This window comes from Massilia litorea, from assembly GCF_015101885.1.
Lineage (GTDB): Bacteria > Pseudomonadota > Gammaproteobacteria > Burkholderiales > Burkholderiaceae_D > Telluria > Telluria litorea.
This window is the reverse complement of sequence record NZ_CP062941.1, coordinates 4339633-4363681: the sequence shown is the minus strand read 5'-3', so window position 1 is coordinate 4363681 and position 24049 is coordinate 4339633. Positions and strand designations below refer to the sequence as shown.

The 24049-nt window shown below is 66.4% G+C and carries 23 protein-coding genes; 18 read left to right on the top strand and 5 right to left on the bottom strand.

Annotation, left to right across the window (positions count from 1 at the left end):
* From LPB04_RS19605 to LPB04_RS19550, 12 genes are all read left to right on the top strand, one after another.
* Window positions 1–573 carry a pilus assembly FimT family protein gene (locus LPB04_RS19605; protein WP_407943868.1) on the top strand — a complete coding sequence of 191 codons (573 nt, stop codon included), beginning with the start codon at window positions 1–3 and terminating at the stop codon, window positions 571–573.
* Window positions 563–1168, top strand: coding sequence for a prepilin-type N-terminal cleavage/methylation domain-containing protein (locus tag LPB04_RS19600; protein ID WP_227496492.1), 606 nt, complete (start codon window positions 563–565; stop codon window positions 1166–1168). The genes LPB04_RS19605 and LPB04_RS19600 overlap by 11 nt, the downstream gene beginning before the upstream one ends.
* A complete protein-coding gene (locus tag LPB04_RS19595; protein ID WP_193686148.1) occupies window positions 1165–2046 on the top strand; it encodes a PulJ/GspJ family protein in 882 nt (293 codons plus the stop codon). The genes LPB04_RS19600 and LPB04_RS19595 overlap by 4 nt, the downstream gene beginning before the upstream one ends.
* On the top strand, window positions 2043–2504 hold the full coding sequence (locus LPB04_RS19590; protein ID WP_193686147.1) for an agglutinin biogenesis protein MshP: 462 nt from the start codon (window positions 2043–2045) through the stop codon (window positions 2502–2504). The genes LPB04_RS19595 and LPB04_RS19590 overlap by 4 nt, the downstream gene beginning before the upstream one ends.
* Entirely contained in the window at window positions 2501–5575 is a 3075-nt protein-coding gene (locus LPB04_RS19585; RefSeq protein WP_193686146.1) for a DUF6701 domain-containing protein, read from the top strand. Before LPB04_RS19590 ends, LPB04_RS19585 begins: the two co-directional genes overlap by 4 nt.
* Before the next feature lie 141 nt (window positions 5576–5716).
* Window positions 5717–6658, top strand: a complete 942-nt coding sequence (locus tag LPB04_RS19580) for a type IV pilus biogenesis protein PilM (protein ID WP_193686145.1) — start codon at window positions 5717–5719, stop codon at window positions 6656–6658.
* Complete coding sequence (locus LPB04_RS19575; protein WP_193686144.1) at window positions 6655–7299, top strand: PilN domain-containing protein; 645 nt, start codon at window positions 6655–6657, stop codon at window positions 7297–7299. The genes LPB04_RS19580 and LPB04_RS19575 overlap by 4 nt, the downstream gene beginning before the upstream one ends.
* Window positions 7296–7997: a hypothetical protein gene (locus LPB04_RS19570; RefSeq protein WP_193686143.1), complete on the top strand. Its 702-nt coding sequence runs from the start codon at window positions 7296–7298 to the stop codon at window positions 7995–7997. Before LPB04_RS19575 ends, LPB04_RS19570 begins: the two co-directional genes overlap by 4 nt.
* On the top strand, window positions 7994–8365 hold the full coding sequence (locus LPB04_RS19565) for a hypothetical protein (RefSeq protein ID WP_193686142.1): 372 nt from the start codon (window positions 7994–7996) through the stop codon (window positions 8363–8365). Before LPB04_RS19570 ends, LPB04_RS19565 begins: the two co-directional genes overlap by 4 nt.
* A 14-nt stretch (window positions 8366–8379) precedes the next feature.
* Window positions 8380–10158 (top strand): pilus (MSHA type) biogenesis protein MshL, encoded by a 1779-nt coding sequence (gene mshL / locus LPB04_RS19560; protein WP_193686141.1) that lies wholly within the window; start codon window positions 8380–8382, stop codon window positions 10156–10158.
* The gene (locus LPB04_RS19555; protein ID WP_193686140.1) at window positions 10158–11048 is read left to right on the top strand and encodes an ExeA family protein; all 891 of its coding nucleotides are present in this window, start codon (window positions 10158–10160) and stop codon (window positions 11046–11048) included. The genes mshL and LPB04_RS19555 overlap by 1 nt, the downstream gene beginning before the upstream one ends.
* A gap of 7 nt (window positions 11049–11055) precedes the next feature.
* Window positions 11056–12381: a tetratricopeptide repeat protein gene (locus LPB04_RS19550; RefSeq protein WP_193686139.1), complete on the top strand. Its 1326-nt coding sequence runs from the start codon at window positions 11056–11058 to the stop codon at window positions 12379–12381.
* Window positions 12382–12480: 99 nt separating this feature from the next.
* Here the strand turns inward: LPB04_RS19550 and LPB04_RS19545 are convergent, their stop codons facing one another.
* Window positions 12481–13638, bottom strand: coding sequence for a pyridoxal phosphate-dependent aminotransferase (locus LPB04_RS19545; RefSeq protein WP_193686138.1), 1158 nt, complete (start codon window positions 13636–13638; stop codon window positions 12481–12483).
* Window positions 13639–13664: 26 nt separating this feature from the next.
* Window positions 13665–14120: a putative toxin-antitoxin system toxin component, PIN family gene (locus tag LPB04_RS19540; RefSeq protein WP_193686137.1), complete on the bottom strand. Its 456-nt coding sequence runs from the start codon at window positions 14118–14120 to the stop codon at window positions 13665–13667.
* A 28-nt stretch (window positions 14121–14148) separates the two neighbouring features.
* Here LPB04_RS19540 and yaaA point away from each other — a divergent pair, with 28 nt between their 5' ends.
* Window positions 14149–14919: a peroxide stress protein YaaA gene (gene yaaA, locus LPB04_RS19535; protein ID WP_193686136.1), complete on the top strand. Its 771-nt coding sequence runs from the start codon at window positions 14149–14151 to the stop codon at window positions 14917–14919.
* Window positions 14920–14965: 46 nt separating this feature from the next.
* On the opposite strand, the gene LPB04_RS19530 is transcribed toward yaaA, so the two are convergent.
* The gene (locus LPB04_RS19530) at window positions 14966–15805 is read right to left on the bottom strand and encodes an outer membrane protein assembly factor BamD (protein ID WP_193686135.1); all 840 of its coding nucleotides are present in this window, start codon (window positions 15803–15805) and stop codon (window positions 14966–14968) included.
* Between the two features lie 64 nt (window positions 15806–15869).
* Between LPB04_RS19530 and LPB04_RS19525 the strand changes: the two genes are divergently transcribed.
* Together LPB04_RS19525 and pgeF are read left to right on the top strand one after the other, a co-directional pair.
* Window positions 15870–16913 carry an RluA family pseudouridine synthase gene (locus LPB04_RS19525; RefSeq protein WP_227496491.1) on the top strand — a complete coding sequence of 348 codons (1044 nt, stop codon included), beginning with the start codon at window positions 15870–15872 and terminating at the stop codon, window positions 16911–16913.
* A complete protein-coding gene (gene pgeF, locus LPB04_RS19520; protein ID WP_193686134.1) occupies window positions 16913–17689 on the top strand; it encodes a peptidoglycan editing factor PgeF in 777 nt (258 codons plus the stop codon). Before LPB04_RS19525 ends, pgeF begins: the two co-directional genes overlap by 1 nt.
* Before the next feature lie 15 nt (window positions 17690–17704).
* Here pgeF and LPB04_RS19515 read toward each other — a convergent pair whose 3' ends face one another.
* Complete coding sequence (locus LPB04_RS19515; protein WP_193686133.1) at window positions 17705–17941, bottom strand: hypothetical protein; 237 nt, start codon at window positions 17939–17941, stop codon at window positions 17705–17707.
* Window positions 17942–18010: 69 nt separating this feature from the next.
* Between LPB04_RS19515 and phaC the strand changes: the two genes are divergently transcribed.
* Together phaC and phaR are read left to right on the top strand one after the other, a co-directional pair.
* Entirely contained in the window at window positions 18011–19768 is a 1758-nt protein-coding gene (gene phaC / locus LPB04_RS19510; protein WP_193686132.1) for a class I poly(R)-hydroxyalkanoic acid synthase, read from the top strand.
* Between the two features lie 209 nt (window positions 19769–19977).
* A complete protein-coding gene (gene phaR, locus LPB04_RS19505) occupies window positions 19978–20538 on the top strand; it encodes a polyhydroxyalkanoate synthesis repressor PhaR (RefSeq protein WP_193686131.1) in 561 nt (186 codons plus the stop codon).
* 209 nt (window positions 20539–20747) lie between these two features.
* Here phaR and LPB04_RS24380 read toward each other — a convergent pair whose 3' ends face one another.
* Entirely contained in the window at window positions 20748–22415 is a 1668-nt protein-coding gene (locus LPB04_RS24380; protein WP_193686130.1) for a methyl-accepting chemotaxis protein, read from the bottom strand.
* 195 nt (window positions 22416–22610) lie between these two features.
* Here LPB04_RS24380 and rimO point away from each other — a divergent pair, with 195 nt between their 5' ends.
* Window positions 22611–24038 (top strand): 30S ribosomal protein S12 methylthiotransferase RimO, encoded by a 1428-nt coding sequence (rimO, locus tag LPB04_RS19495; protein ID WP_193686129.1) that lies wholly within the window; start codon window positions 22611–22613, stop codon window positions 24036–24038.
* The last annotated feature ends 11 nt before the right edge of the window (window positions 24039–24049 follow it).

Genomic DNA, 24049 nt, shown 5'->3' with positions numbered 1-24049 from the left:
GTGGCTGGCCCGCATTCCCGACCCTTGCGTCCTGCGTCCAGCCGCGGCACCCGGTTCCACCATGGCTTCACCATGGTGGAACTGATCGTCGTCATCGTCCTCATCGGCATCCTCGGCACCATCGCCGCCGGCCGTTTCTTCGAACGCTCCACTTTCGATACCGTCGCCTGGACCGAACAGGTGAAATCGACCCTGCGTTATGCGCAGAAGGTGGCGCTCGCCCAGAACCGGTCCGTCTACGTCCACATGTCCCTCGAACGCGTCGCCGTCTGCCTCGATGCCGATGCGGCCTGCGCGAGCGACGATGCACGCCTGCGCGCGCCCGGCGGCACCAACAGCGGCTCAACGTCGACGCGCGCCGCCTGTGGCTCAAGCACCTGGATGTGCGAAGGCCGTCCGGCCGGCGTCACGATGGGCTTGCCGGGTAATGCGGCGGCAGCGCCTGGAAGCGTCAGGTTCGACGGACTGGGACGGGCAAGCATGAGCGTCGGCTTCGGCGGACGCCTGGAAATCAAGGGCGACGGCATCACGAAAACGATCGGCATCGACGCGGAGACGGGTTATGTCGACTAACGGGGTCATGTCGATCAACGCGGCGCGCCAGCGCGGTGTCACCATGGTCGAACTGATCATGTTCATGGTGATCGTCTCGATCGCGCTGGCCGGCATCCTGCAGGTCATGCGCATGACCACCGCCAACAGCGCCGACCCGCTGCGCCGCAAGCAGGCCCTGATGATCGCCGAGGCGCTGCTGGAAGAAGTGCGGCAGGCCGGGTTTACCTATTGCGACCCCACTTCCAGCAATGCCGACACGGCCCAGAAGACCGCCGACTGCGTGCTGAAGGAAGACTTCGGCATTGAACCCGGCACTTCCGCGCTGCGGCCCTTCGACAACGTCAACGACTACGGCGCCCCGGCCGGCGCGGCGGTGGCCTCGTTCAACGATGGAACCGGCGCGCTGGCCGATGCCCTCGGGCGGCGCATGGACGTGACCGGCTACAGCGCCACGGTCGCCGTCATCCCCGCTGCGCTCGGCGACATCCCCGCCGGGGCCGGCGCCGACAGCGACGCGCTGCGCATCCGCGTGACGGTCAGCTTCGCCGGCGATGTCCCGGTAGTGCTCGACGGCTACCGCGCGCGCTACGCGCCGATCCCGAGGTCCGAATGAGTCCCGCCTTGCGCCAGCGCCGCGCGCGCGGCTTTACCCTGGTCGAGGCGATCGTCGTGATCGTCATCATCGGCATCCTCGGCGCCATCGTCGCGGTCTTCATCCGCGCCCCGATCCAGGGGTATGCCGACAGCGTCGCGCGCGCCGAGGCGAGCGACGAGGCGGACCTGGCGCTGCGCCGCATGGCGCGCGAGATCCGGTTGGCGCTGCCCAACAGCGTGCGCGTGAACGACGACGGCAGCGCCATCGAATTCATGCTCACCAAGACAGGCGGGCGCTATCTCGCCGTCGAGGATGCGGTGCCGGACAAGCCCGTGCTCGACTTCGTCGATGCCGCGAAGACCGAGTTCACCGTCGTGGGCGGCCTCCAGGCCGCCGTCGAACAGGACGAGTATGTGGTCGTGTACAACCTCGGCCCCGGCATGGCGCCGAGCGACGCCTATGGCTTCAACGGCGCCAGCCGCAATATCGCCCGGGTCAGCGAACGGGCCGAGGCCGGCGCGACCCTGCTCAAGTTGCGTGACAACCCCTTTGCGCGCGACGACCCGATGCCCTCGCCGGGGCGCCGCTTCCAGGTCGTCGCCACCCCGGTCACCTTCGCCTGCGAAAACAGGAACGGCACCCTGGTGCTGACCCGTTACGCCGGTTATGCGATCCGTGCCGAGATCACCGATCCGATGGCAGGGGCCAGCTCCGGCGTGCTGGCGCGCCGCGTGGCGAACTGCGCCAACCTGTTCAGCTATGGCGCGGCCGACGTCGAACTGCGCCGCAGCGCCCTGGTGCTGCTCGCGCTGAGCCTGCACACGCGCGGCGCCGGCGAAGCCGGCAACGGCGCGGTGCGTCTCGTTCACCAGGTCCACGTCGACAACACGCCATGATCCATCCATCCATTTCCATCATCCGCGGCCGGCGCAGGAGCAGGGGCGTCGGCCTCGTCACCGCGATCTTCCTGCTGGTGGTACTGGCCGGCCTCGGCGTCGCCCTGGTCACCATCTTCACCAGCCAGCAGCAGGCGATCGCGCTCGACGAACAGGGTGTGCGTGCCGGCCAGGCGGCACGCGCCGGCATCGAGTGGGGCTTGTACCATCGGCTGCGCGACAACGCCTGTGCCGACGGCGCGACTTATCCGGTCGCGCTGGCAGGCGAGGTGCTGGGCGGCTTCACGGTCACCGTCAATTGCAGGATGATCGAGGGGCCGGCCGTGCCGGACGGCGAGCCGAAACTCGACCGCTGGGTCATTCGCGTGACGGCCTGCGCGCCGGCGAAGAACGGCGCCTGCCCGGACAACTGGAACAATCCCGACTACGTGCGGCGCGATATCGAGGTGCAGATATGAAGCTGCTGCGCTTGCTGGCCATCATGCTGCTGCTGGCGGCCGCCGGCGTGGCCCGTGCCGACACGCCGATCACGCTCTGGAAATCGTTCGATGGCCGGGTCAACTTTGCAGGCACCCAGGTGACGATTCGCGCCCAGGCCAACAGCAACGGCAAAGGCAACAACAAGTCCTGCTCGGTCTACACACCCGACACGATCCGCCAGGCCAGCCTGAGTGTCCCCTCCGGCGCGACGGTCCTCTCGGCCCAGCTGTACTGGGCGGGCTCCGGCCCCAGCGACAACGCCATTACCTTCGAGGGCAAGAACGTAGCGGCCGAGCGCAAGTACAGCTCCGCCACCGTCGGCAACTACAACTACTTCGGCGGGGCGGCCGACGTGACGGCGATCGTCCAGGCCAAGGGCAGCGGCACCTATAGTTTTTCGGGCCTGACGGTCTCGAACGGCGACCCCTGGTGCAGCGCGCAGGGCGTGCTCGGCGGCTTTTCGCTGCTGGTCGTGTACGCGCATCCGAACCAGCCCGAGCGCGTGCTGAACCTCTACGAAGGCTTCACCTACGTGCAGAACGGCGAAGTGGTCGTCGAAGCGAACAACTTCCGCTGGAACCGTACCGCAGTCCCGGTCGAGGAAAAGGCGCGTGTCGGCCACATCTCCTGGGAAGGTGATTCGACGCTGGCCGCCGACGGCGAACGCCTGCTGTTCGAGGGGAACGAGATGACCGACGCGTACAACCCGGAAGGCAACCAGTTCAACTCGAAGAGCAACATCAACAACGACAGTGCCTCCTACGGGATCGACTTCGACGCCTACGACACCACGGTCGTCCTGTGGTCCGGCTACGACGCGACCGTCACGACCAAATACAGGACCGGTCAGGACCTGGTCCTGCTGAACGCCGAGGTGCTGCTGGTACCGACCATGGCGGTGGCCGACCTGTCGATTGCGATCACGCGCCCAGGCACGCTGCGGGTCGGCTCGAATGCCGAATACACGGTGACCGTCACCAACAACGGGCCGTATACCGAGGCCGGTCCGATCACCGTGAGCAGCACCCTGCCAGCGGGCATGAGCTATGTCTCCGGCAGCGGCACCAACTGGAGCTGCAGCGCGAGCGGCACAACCGGCACCTGTACCTATACCGGCAAGATCGTGCCGGGCACCAGCGCACCGGCGCTCACCGTCAAGGCCCTCGTGCAAGGCAGCGGCGAGAAGACCGTCAGCGCGAGCGTCAAGGGCACGAACGACGACAACGCCGGTAATAACAGCGCGTCCGATACCGGTATGGCGCTCAATGCCGACGGGTCGTCCGGCGCCGCGTCGGCCGGAGCGGCGGCCTTTGCCTTCACCGACAGCAAGTGCAATGCGGGCGTCGCCATCGGTAGCGCCGGCCAGTGCAATGCCTACAGTGCGTCGACGGTCGGCGGGCGCCCGACGACGATCTGGATCACGGCCCTGTCGAACGGCGTGCCGGCCGCGATCAGCGCGACGGCCGATACGAAGGCGTCGCTGCGGTTCGCGCTCGAATGCGTCAATCCGGTCGCCGGTACGGTACCGTCGACCTATGCCGGCGCGGACCTTCCCGCCTGCGCCGCCGGCGGCCAGCCGCCGGCGTGGTCGGGCGCGGTCGACGTGCCCTTCCTGAGGAACGTGGTGTCGGTCGAGAAGACCCTGGTCTACAAGGACGTCGGCCAGGTCAGGTTGATCCTGAACGAAAACGGCAAGCTGGCCTTTACCGGCGAGTTCGTTAGCGCGCCCCTGAAGATCGGCTACAAAAGCATCCGGAATGGCGCCGACGCCAACCCCGGCACGACCACGGCCGCCGGCACCGGCTTCGCCGCCGCCGGCGCGCCGCTGACGCTCGAGATCGGCGCGCAGCTGGAGGGCGGAAAGGACTATGCGCCGAATTTCGGCAACGAGAAGACGCGGCCCGGCATCGCCCTCGGACGCTCGGAGATCGACGGCGTCGCCCTCGTCAGCCAGGGCGAACTGGTCGAGGGCGGCACGCGCAGCTGGCTCAAGGGCATCCTGACAACCACGGCCTCGTGGAGCGAAGTCGGTGCGATCAATTTCACGGTTGGCCTAGTCGACCCGGAGGTGCCGAGCGATGCCGGCAAGAGCGGTCTCTATCTCGGCGTGGCGACGCCGGGCGAAGCGGTGGCGGTGGGGCGCTTCTATCCGTCCTATTTCAAGACCGTCGTCGCCGGTCCCTTCGATTGCCCGGCCAGCCTGCCCGCCGCCTACGCCTGCCCGCGCCTCGCCAGGGGCGCCGTGTATTCGCGCCAGCCGTTCCAGGTCACGGTGGAGGCCTACAACGCAAGGAACGAGCGCCTGCAGAACTTCACGGGCGCCTGGTTCCGCCCGGTCACCCTGCATGCGGCCGGCGGCGCCGGCGAAGCGCTGCTGGCGGTCGACTTCGTCCCGCCGGCCGGCGCCGCCCAGACGATCGTCGACAAGCCGAGCGGCGTCCATGACGCGGTGGTCTACCGCCTGGCTGCCGCTTACGACAATGCCCAGCCGCGTGGCACCGGCGCCAGCAATCCGACGAACGTGTTCGTGCGCGCAGTCGCCAGCGATGCCAATGTGAGCGGAACCGTCGTCATCAGCTCGCTGCGCAACGGAGAAGTGTCGGACGAGGGCGCCATCCTGGTGCTGAACGGCCGCCTGAAGGTCCCGAACGCGCTCGGCACCGACGTGCTGCGCACGCCGCTTGGCCTGCGCGCGGAATACTGGGCAGGCGCTGCGGCCGGCTGGCTGGTCAATCCAGGCCTGGCCGATCCGCTCGGAGCCGATGCCGGCAACGGCAATACGAAGATCGTTTCGTGCTCGGCCGATTTCGCCGGGGGCAAGCCTTGCGCGGACGTGATCGGTGCCTCGGCCCCACAGCTCGTGAAGCTGGCAAAGGGCGCGGGCGTGCTGTGGCTGCGCGCGCCCGGCAAGCTGGCCAACGGCAGGGCGCGCGGCGGCAGCGCCAGCGTCGAATTCGGCGGCTGGACCTGGCTGCCGAGCACGACCGGCCGCGTCAACTTCGGCAGCCATCGCAGTCCCGTGATCTACGTGCGCGAGCTGTATTTCTGAGGTTTTTCGGCCCGCTTTCCGGACCGTTGCACAGCCGTATTGACGCTTGTCGATTTTTTGGATGCAAGCACCCGTTCTTGAATATAATCAAGCTTTTAGGGTCAAACCATCCGACCTCGCTCCACATCGACAACGGTCCGCATGCGTTTTTTTAGAAAAGCAAAGAAAAGAGAAGGGTGGCTCGCCATCGCGCTCCAGCGCGACGGCCTGGTCGCCGTCAGCATGCAGACCGCGCCCGACATCAAGCCGCAGGTGCGCCAGGCCGTGTTCTATCCGGGCAAAAGCGCCGCCGAGCTGCTCGAGAAAGCGGGGCGCGAACTCCACGCCCACGCCTACCGCTCGATCACCGTACTGAACGCGGGCGAATACCAGATTCTTTCCGTCGACGCGCCCAACGTCGCGCCGGACGAATTGAAAACCGCGGTGCGCTGGCGCCTGAAGGATATGCTCGATTTCCACGTCGACGACGCGACCATCGACGTGCTCGACCTGCCGGTGGACCCGAACGCGGCCGTGCGCGCCCAGCATTCGATGTTCGCGATCGCCGCGCGCAACAGCGTCATCGAAGCGCGGCAGAAAATGTTCACCTCGGCGAAGGTCGAGCTGGCCGTGATCGATATCCCGGAGATGGCGCAGCGGAACATCTCGGCCCTGGTCGAGCCGCCGGGCCGCGGCGTGGCGATGCTCTCCTTCCGCGACGAAGGCGGCCTCCTGACCGTGTCCTGGCGCGGCGAACTGTACCTGGCCCGGCGCATCGACCTCGGGCTCGACCAACTGCTCGACGACGACATCGAGCGCCGCAACGGTGCTTTTGACCGCGTCACGCTCGAACTGCAGCGCTCGCTCGACAACTTCGAGCGCCAGTATTCCTTCATCAGCGTGGCCAAGCTGGTGCTGGCGCCGTCGCCGGTCGTGGGCCTGGACGAATACCTGTCGAGCAACCTCTACACGCCGGTCGATACCCTGGACCTTGCAAGCCTGTTCGACTTCGAGCGTACGCCCGAACTGGCGGACAAGCTCCTGCAGCAGCGTTTCCTGGTGCCGCTCGGCGCCGCCCTGCGCCACGAGGAGACGGTGCTGTGAGCCAGCAGATCAACCTGTTCAACCCGGTCTTCCTGCAGCAGAAGAAGATTTTTTCCGCCCGTACCATGGGCGGCGCGCTGCTGCTGCTGATCATCGGCGTGGCCGCGCTCGACATGGTCGGCAAGCTGCGCCTGCAGGGTTTGCAGAAGCAGGCCGACGCCGGCGCGGCCCAACTGGCGAAGAAGCAGGCGCGCCTGGCGAGCGTCGCCGCCGAATTCGCGCCGCGCCAGAAGGATCCCGCGGTCGACGCCGAACTGGCGGAGGCGGAGAGCCAGCTTGCCGCACTGCGCGACGTCTCGGGCGTGCTCGCGCGCGGAGAACTCGGCAACACGCAAGGCTATGCCGAATACTTCCGCGCCCTGGCGCGCCAGCACGTCGACGGCCTGTGGCTGACCGGCGTCAGCATCGCCGGCGCCGGCGTCGACATCGGCGTGCGCGGTCGCGCCCTCGATCCGCAGCGCGTGCCCGGCTACCTGAACCGCCTGACGGCTGAACCCATCATGCGCGGCAAGGCCTTCGGCAGCCTGCAGATCGGCCAGGGCAGCGCCGGCAGCCGGATCGAGGACGGCAAGACGGTTGCGGCGCCGGCGCCGTATATTGAATTCAGCCTGCTGTCGACGCCGGAAGGAGCCAGGCCATGAAGCAGCAGCTTGCGCGCCTCGCCACCCGCGTCGACGCCCTGAGCCTGCGCGAGCGGGTGCTGCTGTTCGCGGCGATTACCGCCCTCTATGTCTTCCTCATGCATTTCTTCAGCCTGGGACCGATGTTTGCGAAGCAGGAGCTGCTGCGCACCCAGATCGTCCAGCAGCAGAACAACCTCGAAGGCATCGACAGCGAGATCAGCGACAAGGTGAAGGCGGCGCAAGTCGATCCGGACGCGCCGACGCGCGAACGGATCGCCGCCGTGCGCGCGCAAACCGAGGCCCTCGCAACCAGCCTGCGCGCGATGCAGAACGGCCTGGTGCCCCCTGAGCGCATGGCGCCGCTGGTCGAGGCCATCCTGCGCGCCAACGGCCGCCTGCAGCTGGTGTCGCTGCGCACGCTGCCGGTCGAACCAGTGCAGGGCGCGGCGAAACCGGCAAGCACGCCGGCCGCGAACACGCCGCCTGCGGACACACAGCCTGCCGCGAAGCCCGCCGCGCTGCTGTATCGGCATGGCGTCGAAGTGACGGTGCGCGGCAATTACCTGGACATGATCGGCACCATGGCGGCGCTCGAATCGATGCCGACCCAGCTGTTCTGGGGCGGCGCCCGGCTCGAGGCCGAAACCTGGCCGAACTCGCGCCTCACGCTGACCTTGTACACCTTGAGCCTGGACGCGAAATGGATGAAGCTATGAAGCGTGCCTGCCTTTGCCTGATGTTCGCAGTGGCGAACCTGGCGGGCGCCCAGGCGCTGCAGGACCCGACCCGCCCGCCCGCGTCCTTGATGGCAGGGCAGGGCACTGGCGGCCAGGAGGCCGCGGCGCCGGTGAACCGCGCGCCGCAGCTGCAGTCGGTGCTGGTTTCCCGCCAGCCGGGCGGGCGCCATGTGGCCGTGATCGACGGCGAGACGCTGCGCGTGGGCGACAGTTACAAGGGTGCGCGCGTGGCGCGCATCGGACAGGACGAAGTGGAGCTGGTACGCGGACGCACGCGCCAGGTCCTGAAACTGAATACGGCCGCGCCGGCACACGCCGGCGGCATCGAGCGGCTCAAAAACGAATGACGGACAGGACACCCATGCGACATCAATCCCTGCTGGCGACCCTGGTAAGCGGCGCGCTCCTCGCCGGCTGCCAGAGCACGCCGCCGCACCAGACCTACGACGCCATCAAACGCGAAGTGGCCAGCGCAAGCGCGGCCAGCCGCGCCACGGCGCCGGTCGACGATGCGGTCGCGAATGCCTTGCTGCCGCCGGCGAGCGCCCTCGCCAGGGAATTGCCGAAAGCCCGGCCGGCGCTGGAGGAACGCTTCAACGTCGCCTTCAACAACGTGCCCGCCCAGCAGTTCTTCCGTTCGATCGTGGCCGGCACCCGCTACAACATGCTGGTCCACCCCGACGTCAGCGGCAGCATCAGCGCCAACCTGAAGGACGTGACGCTGCTTGAAACGCTCGATGCCGTGCGCGAGATGTACGGCTACGACTACAAGGTCGACGGCACCCGCATCACGATCCGCCCGCTGACGATGCAGACCCGGATGTTCCACGTGAACTACCTGGTCGGCAGCCGGCGCGGCTCCTCGAACCTGCGCGTGACCTCGACCTCGGTGGCGAATGCCGCCAACAATAACAACAACGGCAACAACCAGGGGCAGCAGGGCAACCAGCCGAACCAGAACAACCAGAACGGGAACAACGGCAACCAGAACGGCGGCAACAGCTCGCAGGTCGCCAGCACCGACGTCAACATGCTGTCCGACAGCGATTTCTGGGGCGACCTCAAACTCGCGATCGGCGCCATCGTCGGCTCGACCGAGGGCGGGCGCAGCGTCGTCGTCAGCCCGCAGTCGGGCGTGCTGGTGATCCGCGCGATGCCGGAAGAGCTGCGCAACGTCGACATGTACCTGAAGGCGACCCAACTGTCGGTCGACCGCCAGGTGATCCTGGAAGCGAAGATCCTCGAGGTCGAGCTGAACGAGCAGTTCCAGAGCGGGATCAACTGGGCCAGTTTCTCGGCGCTCGGCAGTTCGCGCAGCAACCGCGTCGCCACCGGCGTGATCTCGCCCGGCGGCTCGCTGTCGCCGCTGCCCTTCAACGGCGGCCAGCCGCCCGTGATCAGCAACGGCCAGGGCCTGGCCGCCAGCACCGGCTTCTCGCTCTCGAACGCGGCGAATGCGGCCGGCTCGCTGTTCGGCTTTGCCTTCCAGACGAATAATTTCGCGGCCCTGATTTCGCTGCTCGAGCAGCAGGGCACGGTGCACGTGCTTTCCAGCCCGCGCGTGGCCGCGGTGAATAACCAGAAGGCCGTGCTGAAGATCGGCACCGACGAATTCTTCGTGACCGGCGTGACTACCACCACCAACACCAGCACCACCGGTAACACGGTGACGCCGAGCGTGACGCTGCAGCCCTTCTTCTCGGGCGTGGTGCTGGACGTGACGCCGCAGATCGACGAAAAGGGCAACATCCTGCTGCACGTGCACCCGTCGGTCAGCCAGGTGACGACCATCACCAAGGGCATCAATCTCGGTTCGGCCGGTTCGCTGACGCTGCCGCTGGCCGCGTCCTCGACCTCGGAACTGGACAGCATCGTCCGCGGCCAGGACGGGCAGGTGGTGGCCGTGGGCGGCCTGATGCGCCAGGCCGCGACCGACGACACCAGCCAGCTGCCGGGCGCCGGCAAGGTGCCGGTGCTGGGCGCGCTGTTCCGCAACAAGAACAAGGTCAGCCAGAAGCGCGAGCTGGTCGTGCTGATCAAGCCGACCATCGTCGACAGCGCCAGCAACTGGAGCCAGGACCTGCTGGACACGACGCGCCGCATCGATACGCTGGACCCGCGTACCCTGGAGCGCAAGTAATGTACGCGGCGCATTTCGGCTTGCGCGAACTGCCGTTCGGGATCACCCCGGACACGAGCTTCTTTTTCGGCAGTCCGCGCTCGCAGGAAGCGCTCAATACCTTGCTGATCGCCGCGCGTAGCGGCGAAGGCTTCATCAAGATCACGGGCGAAGTCGGCACCGGCAAGACCCTCCTGTGCCGCAAGTTCATGGCGACCCTGGGCGACGATTTCGTCACCGCTTATATCCCGAACCCTTTCCTCGAGCCGCGCACCCTGATGCTGGCGCTGGCCGACGAACTCGAAGTGCCGCTCGAACGCAACGTCGACCAGCACCGCCTGCTGAAATCGATCATGCAGCGCCTGCTCGACCTGGCGCGCCAGGGCAAGCGCGTGCTGCTCTGCCTGGACGAGGCGCAGGCGATTCCGGTCGAGAGCCTGGAAGCGCTGCGCCTGCTGACCAACCTGGAGACGGAAAAGAGGAAGCTGCTGCAGATCGTCCTGTTCGGCCAGCCGGAACTGAACCGCAAGCTGGAACTCGATTCGATCCGCCAGCTGGCCCAGCGCATCACCTTCCACTATCATCTCGGGCCGCTGTCGCGCGACGACCTCGATTTCTACCTGGCGCACCGCCTGCGCGTGGCAGGCTACACTGGCGCGCGCCTGTTCTCGCCCGGCGCCGTCAAGGCCCTGTACCGCGCCAGCGGCGGCATCCCGCGCCTGGTCAACATCATGGCGCACAAGGCGCTGATGCTGGCCTACGGCGAGGGCAGGCAACAGGTGGCGACCACCCATGTGAATGGCGCCGCGCGCGACACGGTCGCGCCCAAGCGCCGCCTGTGGCCCTGGCTGGCCGGTGCGGGTGCGCTGGCCGGGATGGCGGCCTCGCTTGCCTGGACGTTTACTCGATGAGCCTGCGATGAGCCTGATTAACAAGATGCTGCAGGACCTCGATGCGCGCGGCACCACGCGCGCCGAAGGGGTGCCGCCGGAAATCAAGACCGTCGCGGCCGGCGAACGCCGCCTGCCGGTGCGGCGCATCGCCTTTGTGGTGGGCGGCGTGCTGCTCGCCCTGGGTGCGGCGGCCTGGGTCGTGTTTCCGCTCAAGGGCAAGAGCTATGACGTACAGCCGGCGCCGGTGGCGAAGGCGGCACCTGCGGCGCCGGTGAGCGTCGCCGAAGTGGCGCCGGCGCCCGCTGTGCGCGAAGAGAAACCGGCGCAACGCGCGCTGGAAGCGGACACGGAAGCGCCGCCCGTCGCGCGCGAGAAGACCACGGAGCCGCACAAGGCCGGCACAGCGGCGAGCCGGAAGGAAGCCGCGCCCGAGCCCGCGCCGGCCCTGCGCGTCCGCCCGGCGCCGCCGGCTGCCGACCCCGAGCCGCAATCCGCAGGCAGCACCACCTCCTGGGCCGTCGCCAGCGAACGCGCCCGCGCCGAACAGGCACGCCTGGACAAGCGCTGGAAGGCCGAGGCAGCGCGCCTTGCGGCGCTGCCAGCGCCGCAACGCCGCGCGGGCGAACGCAAGCTGCGCGAGGAACAGGCGCGCGCCGCGAGCAAGGCGAAAGCGGAAGCGACATGGCTGGCTGCGCTCGAGCGCAAGGAAGCGGCGGACGGGACGGCGGCCGCACCGGCGCCTGCGCCCGCGGCCGCGGGCCGCAACCAGGGGCGGATGGAGACCGAGAGCCAGCATGCCGAAAACGCCTACCGGCGCGGCCTCGCCGCCCTGCAGGACGGGCGCGTGAGCGAAGCGATGGCCGGCCTGCAGGCGGCGCTGCGGGTCAATCCGCGCCATGAGGCGGCGCGCCAGACCCTGGTCGGCCTGCTCATCGAAAACAACCGCGGCGACGAAGCCATGACCCAGCTCCAGCAGGCCTTGACGCTCGACCCGCGCCAGCCGGCGCTGGCGATGCTGCTGGCGCGCCTGCAGATCGAGCGCGGCAAGAGCGGCATCGAAGCACTGCTGCGCACGCTGCCTTACGCCGCCGGCAGCGGCGAGTATCACGCCTTCCTCGGCGGCGCGCTGCAACGCCAGAACCGCTTTCACGAAGCGGCCGAGCAGTACCAGACCGCGCTGCGCACGACGCCGAACAACGCGGTGTGGTGGATGGGGCTCGGGATGGCGCTGCAAGGGGAGAAGCGCAACGCGGAGGCGGCGGACGCCTTCCGCCAGGCGAAGGCGCTCGGTACTTTATCGCCCGATTTGCAGGCCTTTGTGGAGCGCAGGCTGCAGCAGGTGGCACGCTGATGCTGGCTGGTCGCCGCAGGGTGGGCACGGGGTGCCCACCCTACGCCTGGCTGGTCGCTGTCGTAGGGTGGGCGCCCCGCGCCCACGCAGTAGCCCAGGTTAAATCGCGGCCAGGCGTTCGAGCGCAAGGCGCAGGGTCTCATCCTGCTTCGCAAAGCAGAAGCGCACGATCCCCGATTCCCTGGCGCTGCTGTAGAACGCCGACACCGGAATCGCCGCCACCTTCAGTTCCGTCGTCAGCCACTGCGCAAACTGCGCTTCCGGCAAATCCGACACCGCGCGGTAGTCGACGCACTGGAAATACGTCCCGTCGGCCGGCAGCAGGCGCAAACGCGTGCCCGCCAGTCCGGCGCGGAACAGGTCGCGCTTGCGCTGGTAGAAATCCGAGAGCCCGAGCCAAGGCCCCGGGTCGGCCATGTAGTTGGCCAGGCCATGCTGCATCGGCGTATTCACCGTGAACACGTTGTACTGGTGGACCTTGCGAAACTCGGCCGACAGCACGGCCGGGGCCGCCACGTAGCCGACCTTCCAGCCGGTCACGTGATAGGTCTTGCCGAAACTCGAGACGACGAAGGCGCGCTCGGCCAGCTGCGGATGGCTGGCGACCGAGACATGGCGCTCGCCGTCGTAGACCATGTGCTCGTAGACCTCGTCGGACAGGATCAGGATGTCGGTGCCGGCGACGATCGCCGCCAGCTGCTCGAGGTCGGCGCGGCGCAGGATGGAACCGGTCGGGTTGTGCGGCGAGTTGATGACGATGAGCCGGGTGCGCGGCGTGACCGCGGCCGCGAGCTTCTGCCAGGGGACGCTGTAGCCGTCCTCGCCCACTTCCATCTCCAGCGGCACCACGGTGCCGCCCGCCAGCGTGATCGCCGGCGCATAGCTGTCGTAGGCAGGCTCGATGACGATGGCTTCCTCGCCCGGATGGACACAGCACAGGATGGCGGTGGTCACGGCCTGGGTGGCGCCGGCGGTGACGGTGATCTCGGTGGCCGCGTCGTAGGCATGGCCGTACAGCTGGCCGATCTTGGCCGCAATCGCCTCCCTCAGCGCCGGCACGCCCGTCATCGGCGGATACTGGTTGTGGCCGGCGCGCATGGCCTCGTTCACCGCATCGAGCAGCTTCGGATCGCAGCCGAAGTCGGGGAAACCCTGGCCGAGGTTGACGGCGCCATGCTGGGCCGCCAGCGCCGACATGGTGGTGAAAACGGTGGTGCCGACCGACGGCAGGCGCGATTGCAGGGCAGGGGTGCTCATGGAGTCAATGACAGGTTGCGAAACGCCTATTCTAGCGCGGCTGCGCTTTGCAGTTTGACCCAGGCCTCGGGCAGCATGATCCGGAAGAGGCCGCCCTGCAGGGTCTTGCGCCCGAGTTTCAGCAGCGCCTTGTCCTTGGTGATCAGGATCGAAGCGCCTGCGTCGCGCGCGAGTTCGAGGAATTTCTGGTCGTCGCGGTCGGTACAGACGGGCAGGCGGACCGGTTTGCTGTCGGGCGCGACGACCGTGATCAGCGCATCGAAACGCGCCGCGGCGGCAGCCCGGCTGTCGTCGTCGAGCGGCAGGTGCGGGTAGTGCAGCACGATGCGGTACTCGTCGCGGCAATCGGCGCGCGTGACCGCCTTCAGGTCGCCGCGTTCGAGGGCGCCCAGCAGCGGGGCCCAGCGCGGGTCGTGGAACACGAACAGGTCGAGGCAGACATTGGTGTCGATGACGATGGGCTGTGCGGAAGTTGGTATCATGCTGGATCTTGTTGCCTTACGAATGTTTATGCTGCTTGTCCTATCGCCCGCCAAATCGCTCGACCTCGACACTCCTTCACCGACCGCCGAACACACCCTGCCGGATTTCACGAAGCGCGCCGCGCAACTGATTGGCGTGCTGCGCGACCTGTCGCCCGGCCAGGTCGGCGACCTGATGCACATCTCGGACCAGCTGGCGACGCTGAACGTGGCGCGCTACGCGAGCTGGACGCTTGACCATGCCGAGGGCTACCGGGCCGCGATGGCCTTCAATGGCGACGTCTACAACGGCCTCGATGCACGCAGCCTGCAACCCGCCGCCATCGACTTCGCCCAGCGCCATTTGCGCATCCTGTCGGGCCTGTATGGCCTGTTGCGGCCGCTCGACCTGATCCATCCCTACCGGCTGGAGATGGGCACGAAGCTGGCCACGCCTGCCGGCAAGGACCTGTACGCCTTCTGGGGCGAGACCATCACGCAGGCGCTGAACGCCGAGCTGGCCGCTACGAAATCGGACGCACTGGTCAACCTGGCTTCCGAAGAATACTTCAAGTCGGTCAAGCCGAAGCTGCTGGCCGCGCCGGTGATCACGCCCGTGTTCGAGGACTGGAAGAACGGCAAGTACAAGATCATCTCGTTCTACGCCAAGCGCGCCCGCGGCATGATGGCGCGCTTTGCGATCGAGAAGGCGATCACGGATCCGGAAGCGTTAAAGGAATTCGATGTCGACGGCTATGCCTTCGTCCCCGAAGGGTCAACGGAACGCAGCTGGCTGTTCCGCCGCAAGGAAGGCGTGTAAACGTAAAATGGGCACGGCGTGCCCATTTGCGAAACCTGTCCCCGGATTATTTCAACGCATCCTTCGGCGCCGGCTTCGGTCCCGACTTCGACCAGAACTTCCACCACGGCGCATCGCCGCTGGCGTTAGGGTTCAGGAAGCGGCTGTTCGGGTAGTTCAGGGTGAACACGCGCTGGGCGTCGTCGCGCAGCGGCAGCATGCCGAGCTTGTCGTAGCTGCGGATCATGATGAACAGCGCTTCCTCGCGTGCCGGTGCTTCGGCATAATCGGACACGGCGTTCTGGGCGCGGTTGACGGCGGCCAGGTAGGCCCCGCGGCGGTAGTAGTAATTCGCCACGTGCACTTCGTAGGACGCCATCGCATTGATCAGGTAGTTCATGCGGGCGATCGCGTCCGGCGCATACTTACTGTTCGGGAACTTGTCGGCCAGGGCCTTGAACGCGGCGAAGGCTTCGCGCGTCGCGCGCGGGTCGCGCTCGGTCGGGTCCTGCGAATAGATCACGCTCAGGAAGCCGATCTGGTCGTTGAAGTTGATCAGGCCGCGCAGGTAGTACATGTAATCGACTTGCGGGTGGTTCGGGTGCAGCTTGATGAAGCGCTCGACCGAGGCCAGGGCTTCGGCCTGGTCCTGGGCTTTGTACTGCGCGTACGCAATTTCCATCTGCGCCTGGGTGGCGTAGGTGCCGAACGGATAGCTCGCTTCGAGGCGCTGGAACAACTTGATCGCCGCCTCGTAATGGGCGCCGGCCATCTCTTCGCGTGCCTCAGCGTATAATTTCTCCGCTGACCACTTTGCGGTCTCGTCGGTTTTCTCAGGCAAGAGCCCGCAGCCCGACAGACCGAACAGGGCACTCATAGCAACCACCACCAACAGTTTTTTTTGCATAGCTTTTTGCAGAAAAGTTTTACCGAGATTCAACGAACGGCTGATTATAGCCGATGGGACTGACGTGATATTAACTCCTGCGCCGATTTCGGCGGATTTGCCCCTGGACCCCGATTTCGACGATGAAATCGATGCCGACGAAGTTGCGTTCCTTGCCCCCAGCGGCATCGACCTCTCCCCGATCACCCTGCACCTGGACGAAACGGCGTGCGGCCAGCGTCTGGACAAGGTCGTCGCCACCCTGGTGCCGCAGTTCTCGCGCAGCCGCCTGCAGCTCTGGTTCGACGGCGGCCACATCCTGGTCGACGGCAAGACCGCGCGCGGCAAGGACACGGCCTATGGCGATGAAACCATTGAAGTGCGCCCGCAACCGGCGCCCGAGGACACCGCATTCGCGCCGGAAGAAATCGCGCTGAACATCGTGTTTGAAGACGAGCACATCCTCGTGATCAACAAGCCGGCCGGCCTGGTCGTGCACCCGGGCGCCGGCAACTGGTCGGGCACGCTGCTGAACGGCCTGCTGCACCATGCGCCGCAGCTGGCCTCGGTGCCGCGCGCGGGCATCGTGCACCGCCTCGACAAGGACACGAGCGGCCTGATGGTGGTCGGCAAGACCCTGGCCGCCCAGACCGACCTGGTGCGCCAGTTGCAGGCACGTACCGTGAAGCGCGAATACTTTGCCCTGGTCTGGGGCACGCCGCAGTTGTCGGGCACGATCGACGCCTCGATGGGGCGCCATCCGAAAGACCGCGTCAAGATGGCGGTCTCGACCAGCCTGGGCGCGAAACCGGCGATCACCCACTACACCCGCGTCGCCGAAGGCATGCTCGACCGCCGCCCGGTCAGCCTGGTGCAGTGCCGCCTGGAGACGGGCCGTACCCACCAGATCCGCGTGCACATGCTGTCGATCGGCTTCGGCCTGGTCGGCGATTCCGTCTACGGCAAAACCCACCTGTCCCCGGTCTTCCATCGCCAGGCGCTGCAGGCGCGCCGCCTCGGCCTGGTCCATCCGGCCACGGGCGAGCAGTGCGAATGGGTCGTGCCGCTGGCCGCCGATTTTGCGGAACTGATCGCAAAAGCCGGCATCCCCGAGCCGGAATCGGTGTGATGGACGCACCCGAGCTCGTCATTCCCGACTGGCCCGATGCGCCGGCCAATATCGGCGCGCTGGCCAGCACGCGGCGCGGGGGCGTGTCGCAGGGTCCGTATGACGACGGGCGCGGCGGCGGCGGCTTCAACCTCGGCCTGCACGTGGGCGACGATCCGGCGCACGTGGCGGAGAATCGCGCCCGGCTGCAAGGCCTGCTGCCGGGCCGCCCGGCCTGGATCGCGCAGGTGCACGGCGCCGACGTGGTCGATGCCGCCACCGTCGGCCCCGATCAACCGGTGCGCACGGGCGACGCCAGCATCGCGACCGCGCCCGGCATTGTCTGCGCCATCCTGACGGCCGATTGCCTGCCGGTGCTGTTCGCCGACCGCGGCGGCAAGGTGGTGGGGGCGGCGCACGCGGGCTGGCGCGGGCTGGCCGGCGGCGTGCTGGGGCAGACCGTGGCCGCCATGCGCGCGGCGGGCGCCGGCGAGATCACCGCCTGGATGGGACCGGCGATCGGGCCGCAGGCCTTCGAGGTCGGGCAGGATGTGTTCGACAGTTTCGCCGCGGCGCTCCCGGGCGTGGACGTCGGTTTCGCCTTCGTGCCGCGTCCCGGCATCGAAGGGAAATACCTGGCGGACATGTTTGCGTTGGCGCGGCTGATGCTGGGGCGCGCTGGCGTCGCCAGTGTCGCCGGCGGCGATCGCTGCACGCACACCGAGACCGGCCGCTTTTATTCCTATCGCCGCGACGGCGTGACGGGACGCCAGGCGAGTTTGATCTGGCTCAAGTGACGTTTTTTCGCGTCATCAATACTTCTCAGTTTGCTCCCCGGTCTCCACGCGCTCGCCGGGGCGTCCAGCGTCCGGTGCCGCCTGAGCGGCGGCACGCCGGGCCCGGCGCCGCTTGCCACCGGTGATGTAAAAAAGTACAGACAGCGGTATCATGCAGTACACGAGGAAAGTCATCACGCCCGCGACGAAGGACGTTTCCGTCGCTGCCATCAGGATGACGACATAACTCCAGCCGATTGCGACGATCCACATACGTTTCTCCAGTTGATTGCCAGACTTTAACTACGCGACTTAACCAAGCCGATTCTAACGGACGCCGACATGAATATGCCCGACCCACAAGCTTTCGCCACCACCTGGATGAACCAGTTCACCGATCCCTCGGCGTGGCAGGGGTGGTTGAACCTGCCCGCGGCCGGTGGCATGCAGGCCGCCGCCGCCAATCCGCTGGCCGGCGTGTTCAAGGATTTCAACGTGACGATCGCCCCGGCCAAGCTCGACACCTTGCGCCAGGATTACCTGCAGAAAGCAGGGCGCTTGTGGCAGGATTTCATCGTCGGCAAGACCCCGCAACTGCAGGACAAGCGTTTTTCCAGTTCCGAATGGACGGCGACGCCCTTCGCCGCCATCACGGCCGCCTCCTACCTGCTCAACAGCGAATTCATGGTAGCCCTGGCCGACGCGGTCGAGGCCGGTCCGCGCGAGCGCCAGAAGATCCGTTTCACGGTCCAGCAAATGGTCGACGCCATGTCGCCCGCCAATTTCCTGGCAACGAATCCGGAAGCCCAGGCCAAGCTCATCGAATCGAAGGGCGAGAGCCTGACCAGGGGCCTGCAGAACATGCTGGAAGACCTGCGCAAGGGGCGCATTTCGCAGACCGACGAATCGGCCTTCGAGGTGGGCAAGAACGTCGGCACCAGCGCCGGCCAGGTGGTCTATGAAAACGACCTGTTCCAGCTGATCCAGTACAGCCCGGCGACGCCGACCGTGCGCGCCCGTCCCCTGCTGATGATCCCGCCGTGCATCAACAAGTTCTACATCCTCGACCTGCAGCCGGAAAACTCGCTGGTGCGCTATGTCGTCGAGCAGGGCAATACCGTGTTCATGGTCTCGTGGCGCAATCCGGACAAATCGATGGCGAACCTCTCCTGGGACGATTACGTCGAACGCGGTGCGATCGAGGCGATCCGGGTCACGCGCGAAATCAGTAACCAGGACAAGATCCACGTCTTCGGTTTCTGCGTCGGCGGCACGATCGCCGCCAGCGCGCTGGCGGTACTCGCCGCGCGCGACCAGCAGCCGGCCGCCAGCCTCTCGCTGCTGACGACCCTGCTCGACTTTTCCGACACCGGCGTGCTGGAGGTCTTCATCGATGAAGACCAGGTGGCGCGGCGCGAAGCCTCGCTGGCCAAGGGCGGCATCATGCCGGGACGCGACCTGGCGACGACCTTCTCGGCCCTGCGTCCGAACGACCTGGTGTGGAACTATGTCCAGCAGAACTACCTGAAGGGCAAGGTGCCGCCGGCATTCGACTTGCTGTACTGGAATGCCGACAGCACGAACCTGCCGGGACCGATGTTCTGCTGGTACCTGCGCAACACCTATCTCGAGAACAAACTGAGGGTGCCGGGCCAACTGACGGTCTGCGGCGTGCCGGTCGACCTCGGGCGCATCGAGGCGCCGGTCTTCGTCTACGGCTCCAAGGAAGACCACATCGTGCCGTGGCCGGCCGCGTTCGCCTCGATGAATTTGCTGAACCCGAAAAAGCCGAAGGCGAACCGCTTCGTGCTGGGCGCCTCGGGCCATATCGCCGGCGTGATCAATCCGGCCTCGAAGGGCAAGCGCAGCTACTGGGTGAATGACAAGCTGAACGAGAAGAAGGGCCGCAAGGGGCCGCTGTCGCCCGACGAATGGTTCGCCGGCGCGCAGGAAAACAAGGGCAGCTGGTGGCCGGAATGGGCCCGCTTCCTGCAGGAGAATGGTGGCGAAGAAGTGCCGGCGCCGACTGCATTCGGCAATGCGCAATACCAGCCGACCGAACCGGCACCGGGCCGTTATGTGAAGGCAAGGGCGGACTGAACGGACAAACTGCGAGACCCAGGTGTGTCTTGCCTTGAAATAAATTCAGTGGCAAAAGCGATAATTGCTGCACCTGCGCATCGAACGTGGTATTTTTAGTTGGTTCGTCCTGTTGGGCAACATCCATGGCCTCCTGGACGCACCGACGCCGGCCTATTGAACAATCTTCGCAGCGCCGCCCATAAGGCGGACGCAACATGGAACTTGAGATGAGTAGTGCAAAAAACAGTACTGAACGCCTGATCAAGAAATACCCGAACCGTCGTCTCTACGACACCCAGACCAGCTCCTACATCACCCTGACGGACGTGAAGCAGCTGGTCCTCGACGCCGACGAGTTCACGGTGGTCGACGCCAAGACGAATGAAGACCTGACCCGCGCGATCCTGCTGCAGATCATCCTGGAAGAGGAAGCGAACGGCGCGCCGATGTTCTCGAGCGCCGTGCTGGCCCAGATCATCCGTTACTACGGCCATGCGATGCAGGGGATGATGGGTTCCTACCTGGAAAAGAACGTCCAGGCCTTCACCGACATCCAGAACAAGTTCACCAGCAATGCCGCCGGCGCCCTCGAAGGCAAACCCTTCAGCCCGGAAATGTGGACCCAGTTCATGAACGTGCAAGGCCCGATGATGCAGGGCATGATGAACAACTACATCGACCAGAGCAAGAACCTGTTCATGCAGATGCAGGAGCAGATGCAGAACCAGAGCAAGGTGTTGTTCAGCGCGTTTCCGTTTCCGCCGGTGCCGCCGACGGACAAGAAGTAAGCTCGTCTGCGGACTTCGCGGCGCTGTTGCGTGGGGTATTCCTGGTCCGCATGATCCGCGTGGGCTCGGAGAGCCCACCCTACGGAAAACGCCGCGGACGGGCGCTGCCGCGAGCCCGTGACCTCAACCGTAGGGCGGGCTCCCGAGCCCACGCGGAGTCAAAAAAACGATAACGGTGCAGGCAACAGCCCCGTTATCGCTCGTATAAATTAAAACTCTTCCCAGCTGTCGGCACCCGCCGCGACCGCCTTGCGGGCCGGCGCTGCTTTCACTGCCGGTAACTGCCGCTGCGGCGACACCGCCCGGCCCAGCGCCTTCGTCTCATTCCCCAACTGGAACACACTGACCAGCTGCGCCAGCGCCCCGGCCTGCTGCTGCATCGCCTGCGCCGCAGCCGCCGCTTCCTCGACCAGGGCCGCATTCTGCTGGGTCACCCCATCCATCTCGATCAGTGCGACATTGATCTGCTCGATGCCGCGCGACTGTTCCCCGCTCGCGACCGTGATGCCTTTCACCAGCGTCGCCACCTGGCGGATGCTGTCGACGATTTCGTGCATCGTGCTGCCGGCCTCGTCCACCAGCTTGCTGCCGGCGTCGACCTTGTCCACCGAATCGGCGATCAGGCCCTTGATTTCCTTGGCCGCGGCGGCCGAGCGCTGGGCCAGGTTGCGCACTTCGCTGGCGACGACCGCAAAGCCGCGGCCCTGTTCGCCGGCGCGGGCCGCTTCCACGGCCGCGTTCAGCGCAAGGATATTGGTCTGGAAGGCGATGCCGTCGATGACGCCGATGATGTCGACGATCTTCTTCGAGGAATGGTTGATCGCGCCCATCGTGCCGACCACGTCAAGCACGACGCTGCCGCCGCGTTCAGCGACCTTCGAGGCGGCGCGCGCCAGGGTGTCGGCTTGCGCCGCATTGTCCGCATTGTGCTTCACGGTCGCGGTCAGTTCTTCCATCGACGAGGCCGTCTCTTCCAGGGTGCCGGCCTGGGATTCGGTGCGGCTCGAGAGATCGGCGCTGCCGCCGGCGACTTCGGCGGAGGCCTGGGCGATGCTGTCGGTGGCAACGCGGACCTGGCCGACCAGGCTGGCCAGGTTGTCGCGCATGGTGCGCAGGGCGAACAGCAGGCTGCCCGTGTCGCCTTCCCGCACCGCGATCGGCACGTTCAGGGCGCCTTGCGCGATCTGTTCGGCGATCGTCGCAGCATACAGCGGCTCGCCGCCCAGCTGGCGCAGCAGGCCGCGGGTAATGGTCCAGGCGAGCAGGGCGCCGATGGCCAGCGCGCCGAGGGTGATCAGCGCGGTCTGCACGCGCGCGGCCTCGTGGGCGGCGCCGGCTTCGCGGGCGGCTTCGGCGACCAGGCCTTCCTCGTGCTTCACCATGGCGTCCATCGCCTCGATGGTCTTGGCCTGCAGCGGCTGCAGTTCGAGCAGCAGCACGCGGTTCGAGGCTTCGCGCTCGCCTGCCTTGACCAGCGTGGTCATCTTCGTGACCACGTCGACCGCGGCAGCGCGGCTGGCGGTGATCTTGTCGAGCGCCGCTTTTTCTTCAGGCGTCGTGGCCAGGGCTTCGAGGCGCTTGAAGGTGTCGGCATAGACTGCGCGGTTCGCAGCCAGGCGCTTGTTTTCGGCCTCGATCTCGGCCGGGTCGTGCATCAGGGCGATGTTGCGGCCGTTCATGATCGCGTTCATGACCGATTGGCGGATCTCCATGATCATGCCGAGCTTGACGTTGTCATGGCTGACGATGCGGTCGAGTTTGCCCTGGATGGTGGCCATGCGGGCCAGGCTGCCGACGGCCATGCCGACCATGATGACGAGCATGATGGAAAAGGCGAGGGCAAGACGCTTGCCGACGCCAAGTTTATTGATATTCATGTGGAGAAACCGGTGAGAGTAGGCTGTTCGGGAACCGGAAAGTATATCCACATGGAAAGTATCAGTGGTTTCCAGAAAACGACACCCTGGCACCAGCTGTGGAAATCCACAGCCGCGAAACGCCCACCCGGTGGTCCCCCCGTGTGCGTTCAGGTACAATCGCAGATTGCCCGTTTACTTTGTCGCCTCCTGCCCATGCTCGAACTCCGCCGCAATCCCGTCCCCGCCGCCAACCCTGAGACCGCAGTTGGTGCACCTTCGGCTGCCCCAGCCGCCGCACCGAAGGTCGGTTTCGTCTCGCTCGGCTGCCCGAAGGCGCTGGTCGACTCGGAACAGATCCTGACCCAGCTGCGCGCCGAGGGTTACCAGACCGCCAAGTCGTATGCCGGTGCCGACCTCGTGATCGTCAACACCTGCGGCTTCATCGATGCCGCGGTGCAGGAGTCGCTCGACGCGATCGGCGAGGCCCTGGCCGAAAACGGTAAAGTCATCGTCACCGGCTGCCTGGGCGCGAAGAAGGACGCCGCGGGCGACGACATCATCACCAAGGTGCACCCGAAGGTGCTGGCCGTGACCGGCCCGCATGCGATGGCCGAAGTGATGGAGTCGGTGCACCTGCACCTGCCGAAACCGCACGATCCCTTCATCGACCTGATGCCGGACCATGGCGTCAAGCTGACGCCGAAGCACTACGCGTATTTGAAGATTTCCGAAGGCTGCAACCACCGCTGCAGTTTCTGCATCATCCCGTCGATGCGCGGCGACCTGGTCTCGCGCCCGATCCATGAAGTGCTGATCGAAGCCGAAAACCTGTTCAAGGCCGGCGTCAAGGAACTGCTGGTGATTTCGCAGGACACGAGCGCGTATGGCGTCGATGTGAAATTCCGCACCGGCTTCTGGAACGGCCGCCCGATCAAGACCCACATGACGCAACTGACCGAGGCCCTGGGCCAGCTGGCGCGCCAGTACGACGCCTGGGTGCGCCTCCACTACGTCTACCCGTATCCGCACGTCGACCAGGTCATCCCGCTGATGGGCGACGGTCACGTGCTGCCTTACCTCGACATCCCGATGCAGCACGCGCACCCGGACGTGTTGAAGCGCATGAAGCGTCCGGCTTCCGGCGAAAAGAACCTGGACCGCATCCTGGCCTGGCGCAAGATGAATCCGGACCTGACGATCCGCTCGACCTTCATCGCCGGCTTCCCGGGCGAGACGGAAGCCGAGTTCGAATACCTGCTCGACTTCCTGCGCGAAGCGCAGATCGACCGCCTGGGCTGCTTCGCCTATTCGCCGGTCGAAGGCGCGACCGCCAACGAACTGGCCAACCCGGTGCCCCAGGAAGTGCGCGAAGAGCGCCGTGCGCGCGTCATGCTGCTGCAGGAAGAGATCTCGCTCAAGCGCCTGCAGGCGAAGGTCGGCAAGACCATCCGCGTGCTGGTCGACGAAGTCGGTCCGCGCGAAGCGATCGGCAGGTCGAGCGCCGACGCGCCGGAAATCGACGGCGTGGTCCACATCAAGCGCTCGCTGGTGCCGGGTAAATCGAAGCTGGCCGTCGGCCAGTTCGCCGACGTGGTCGTCACGAAGGCGGACGCCCACGACCTGTGGGCCACCCTGGCCTAAAGGACGCGCCG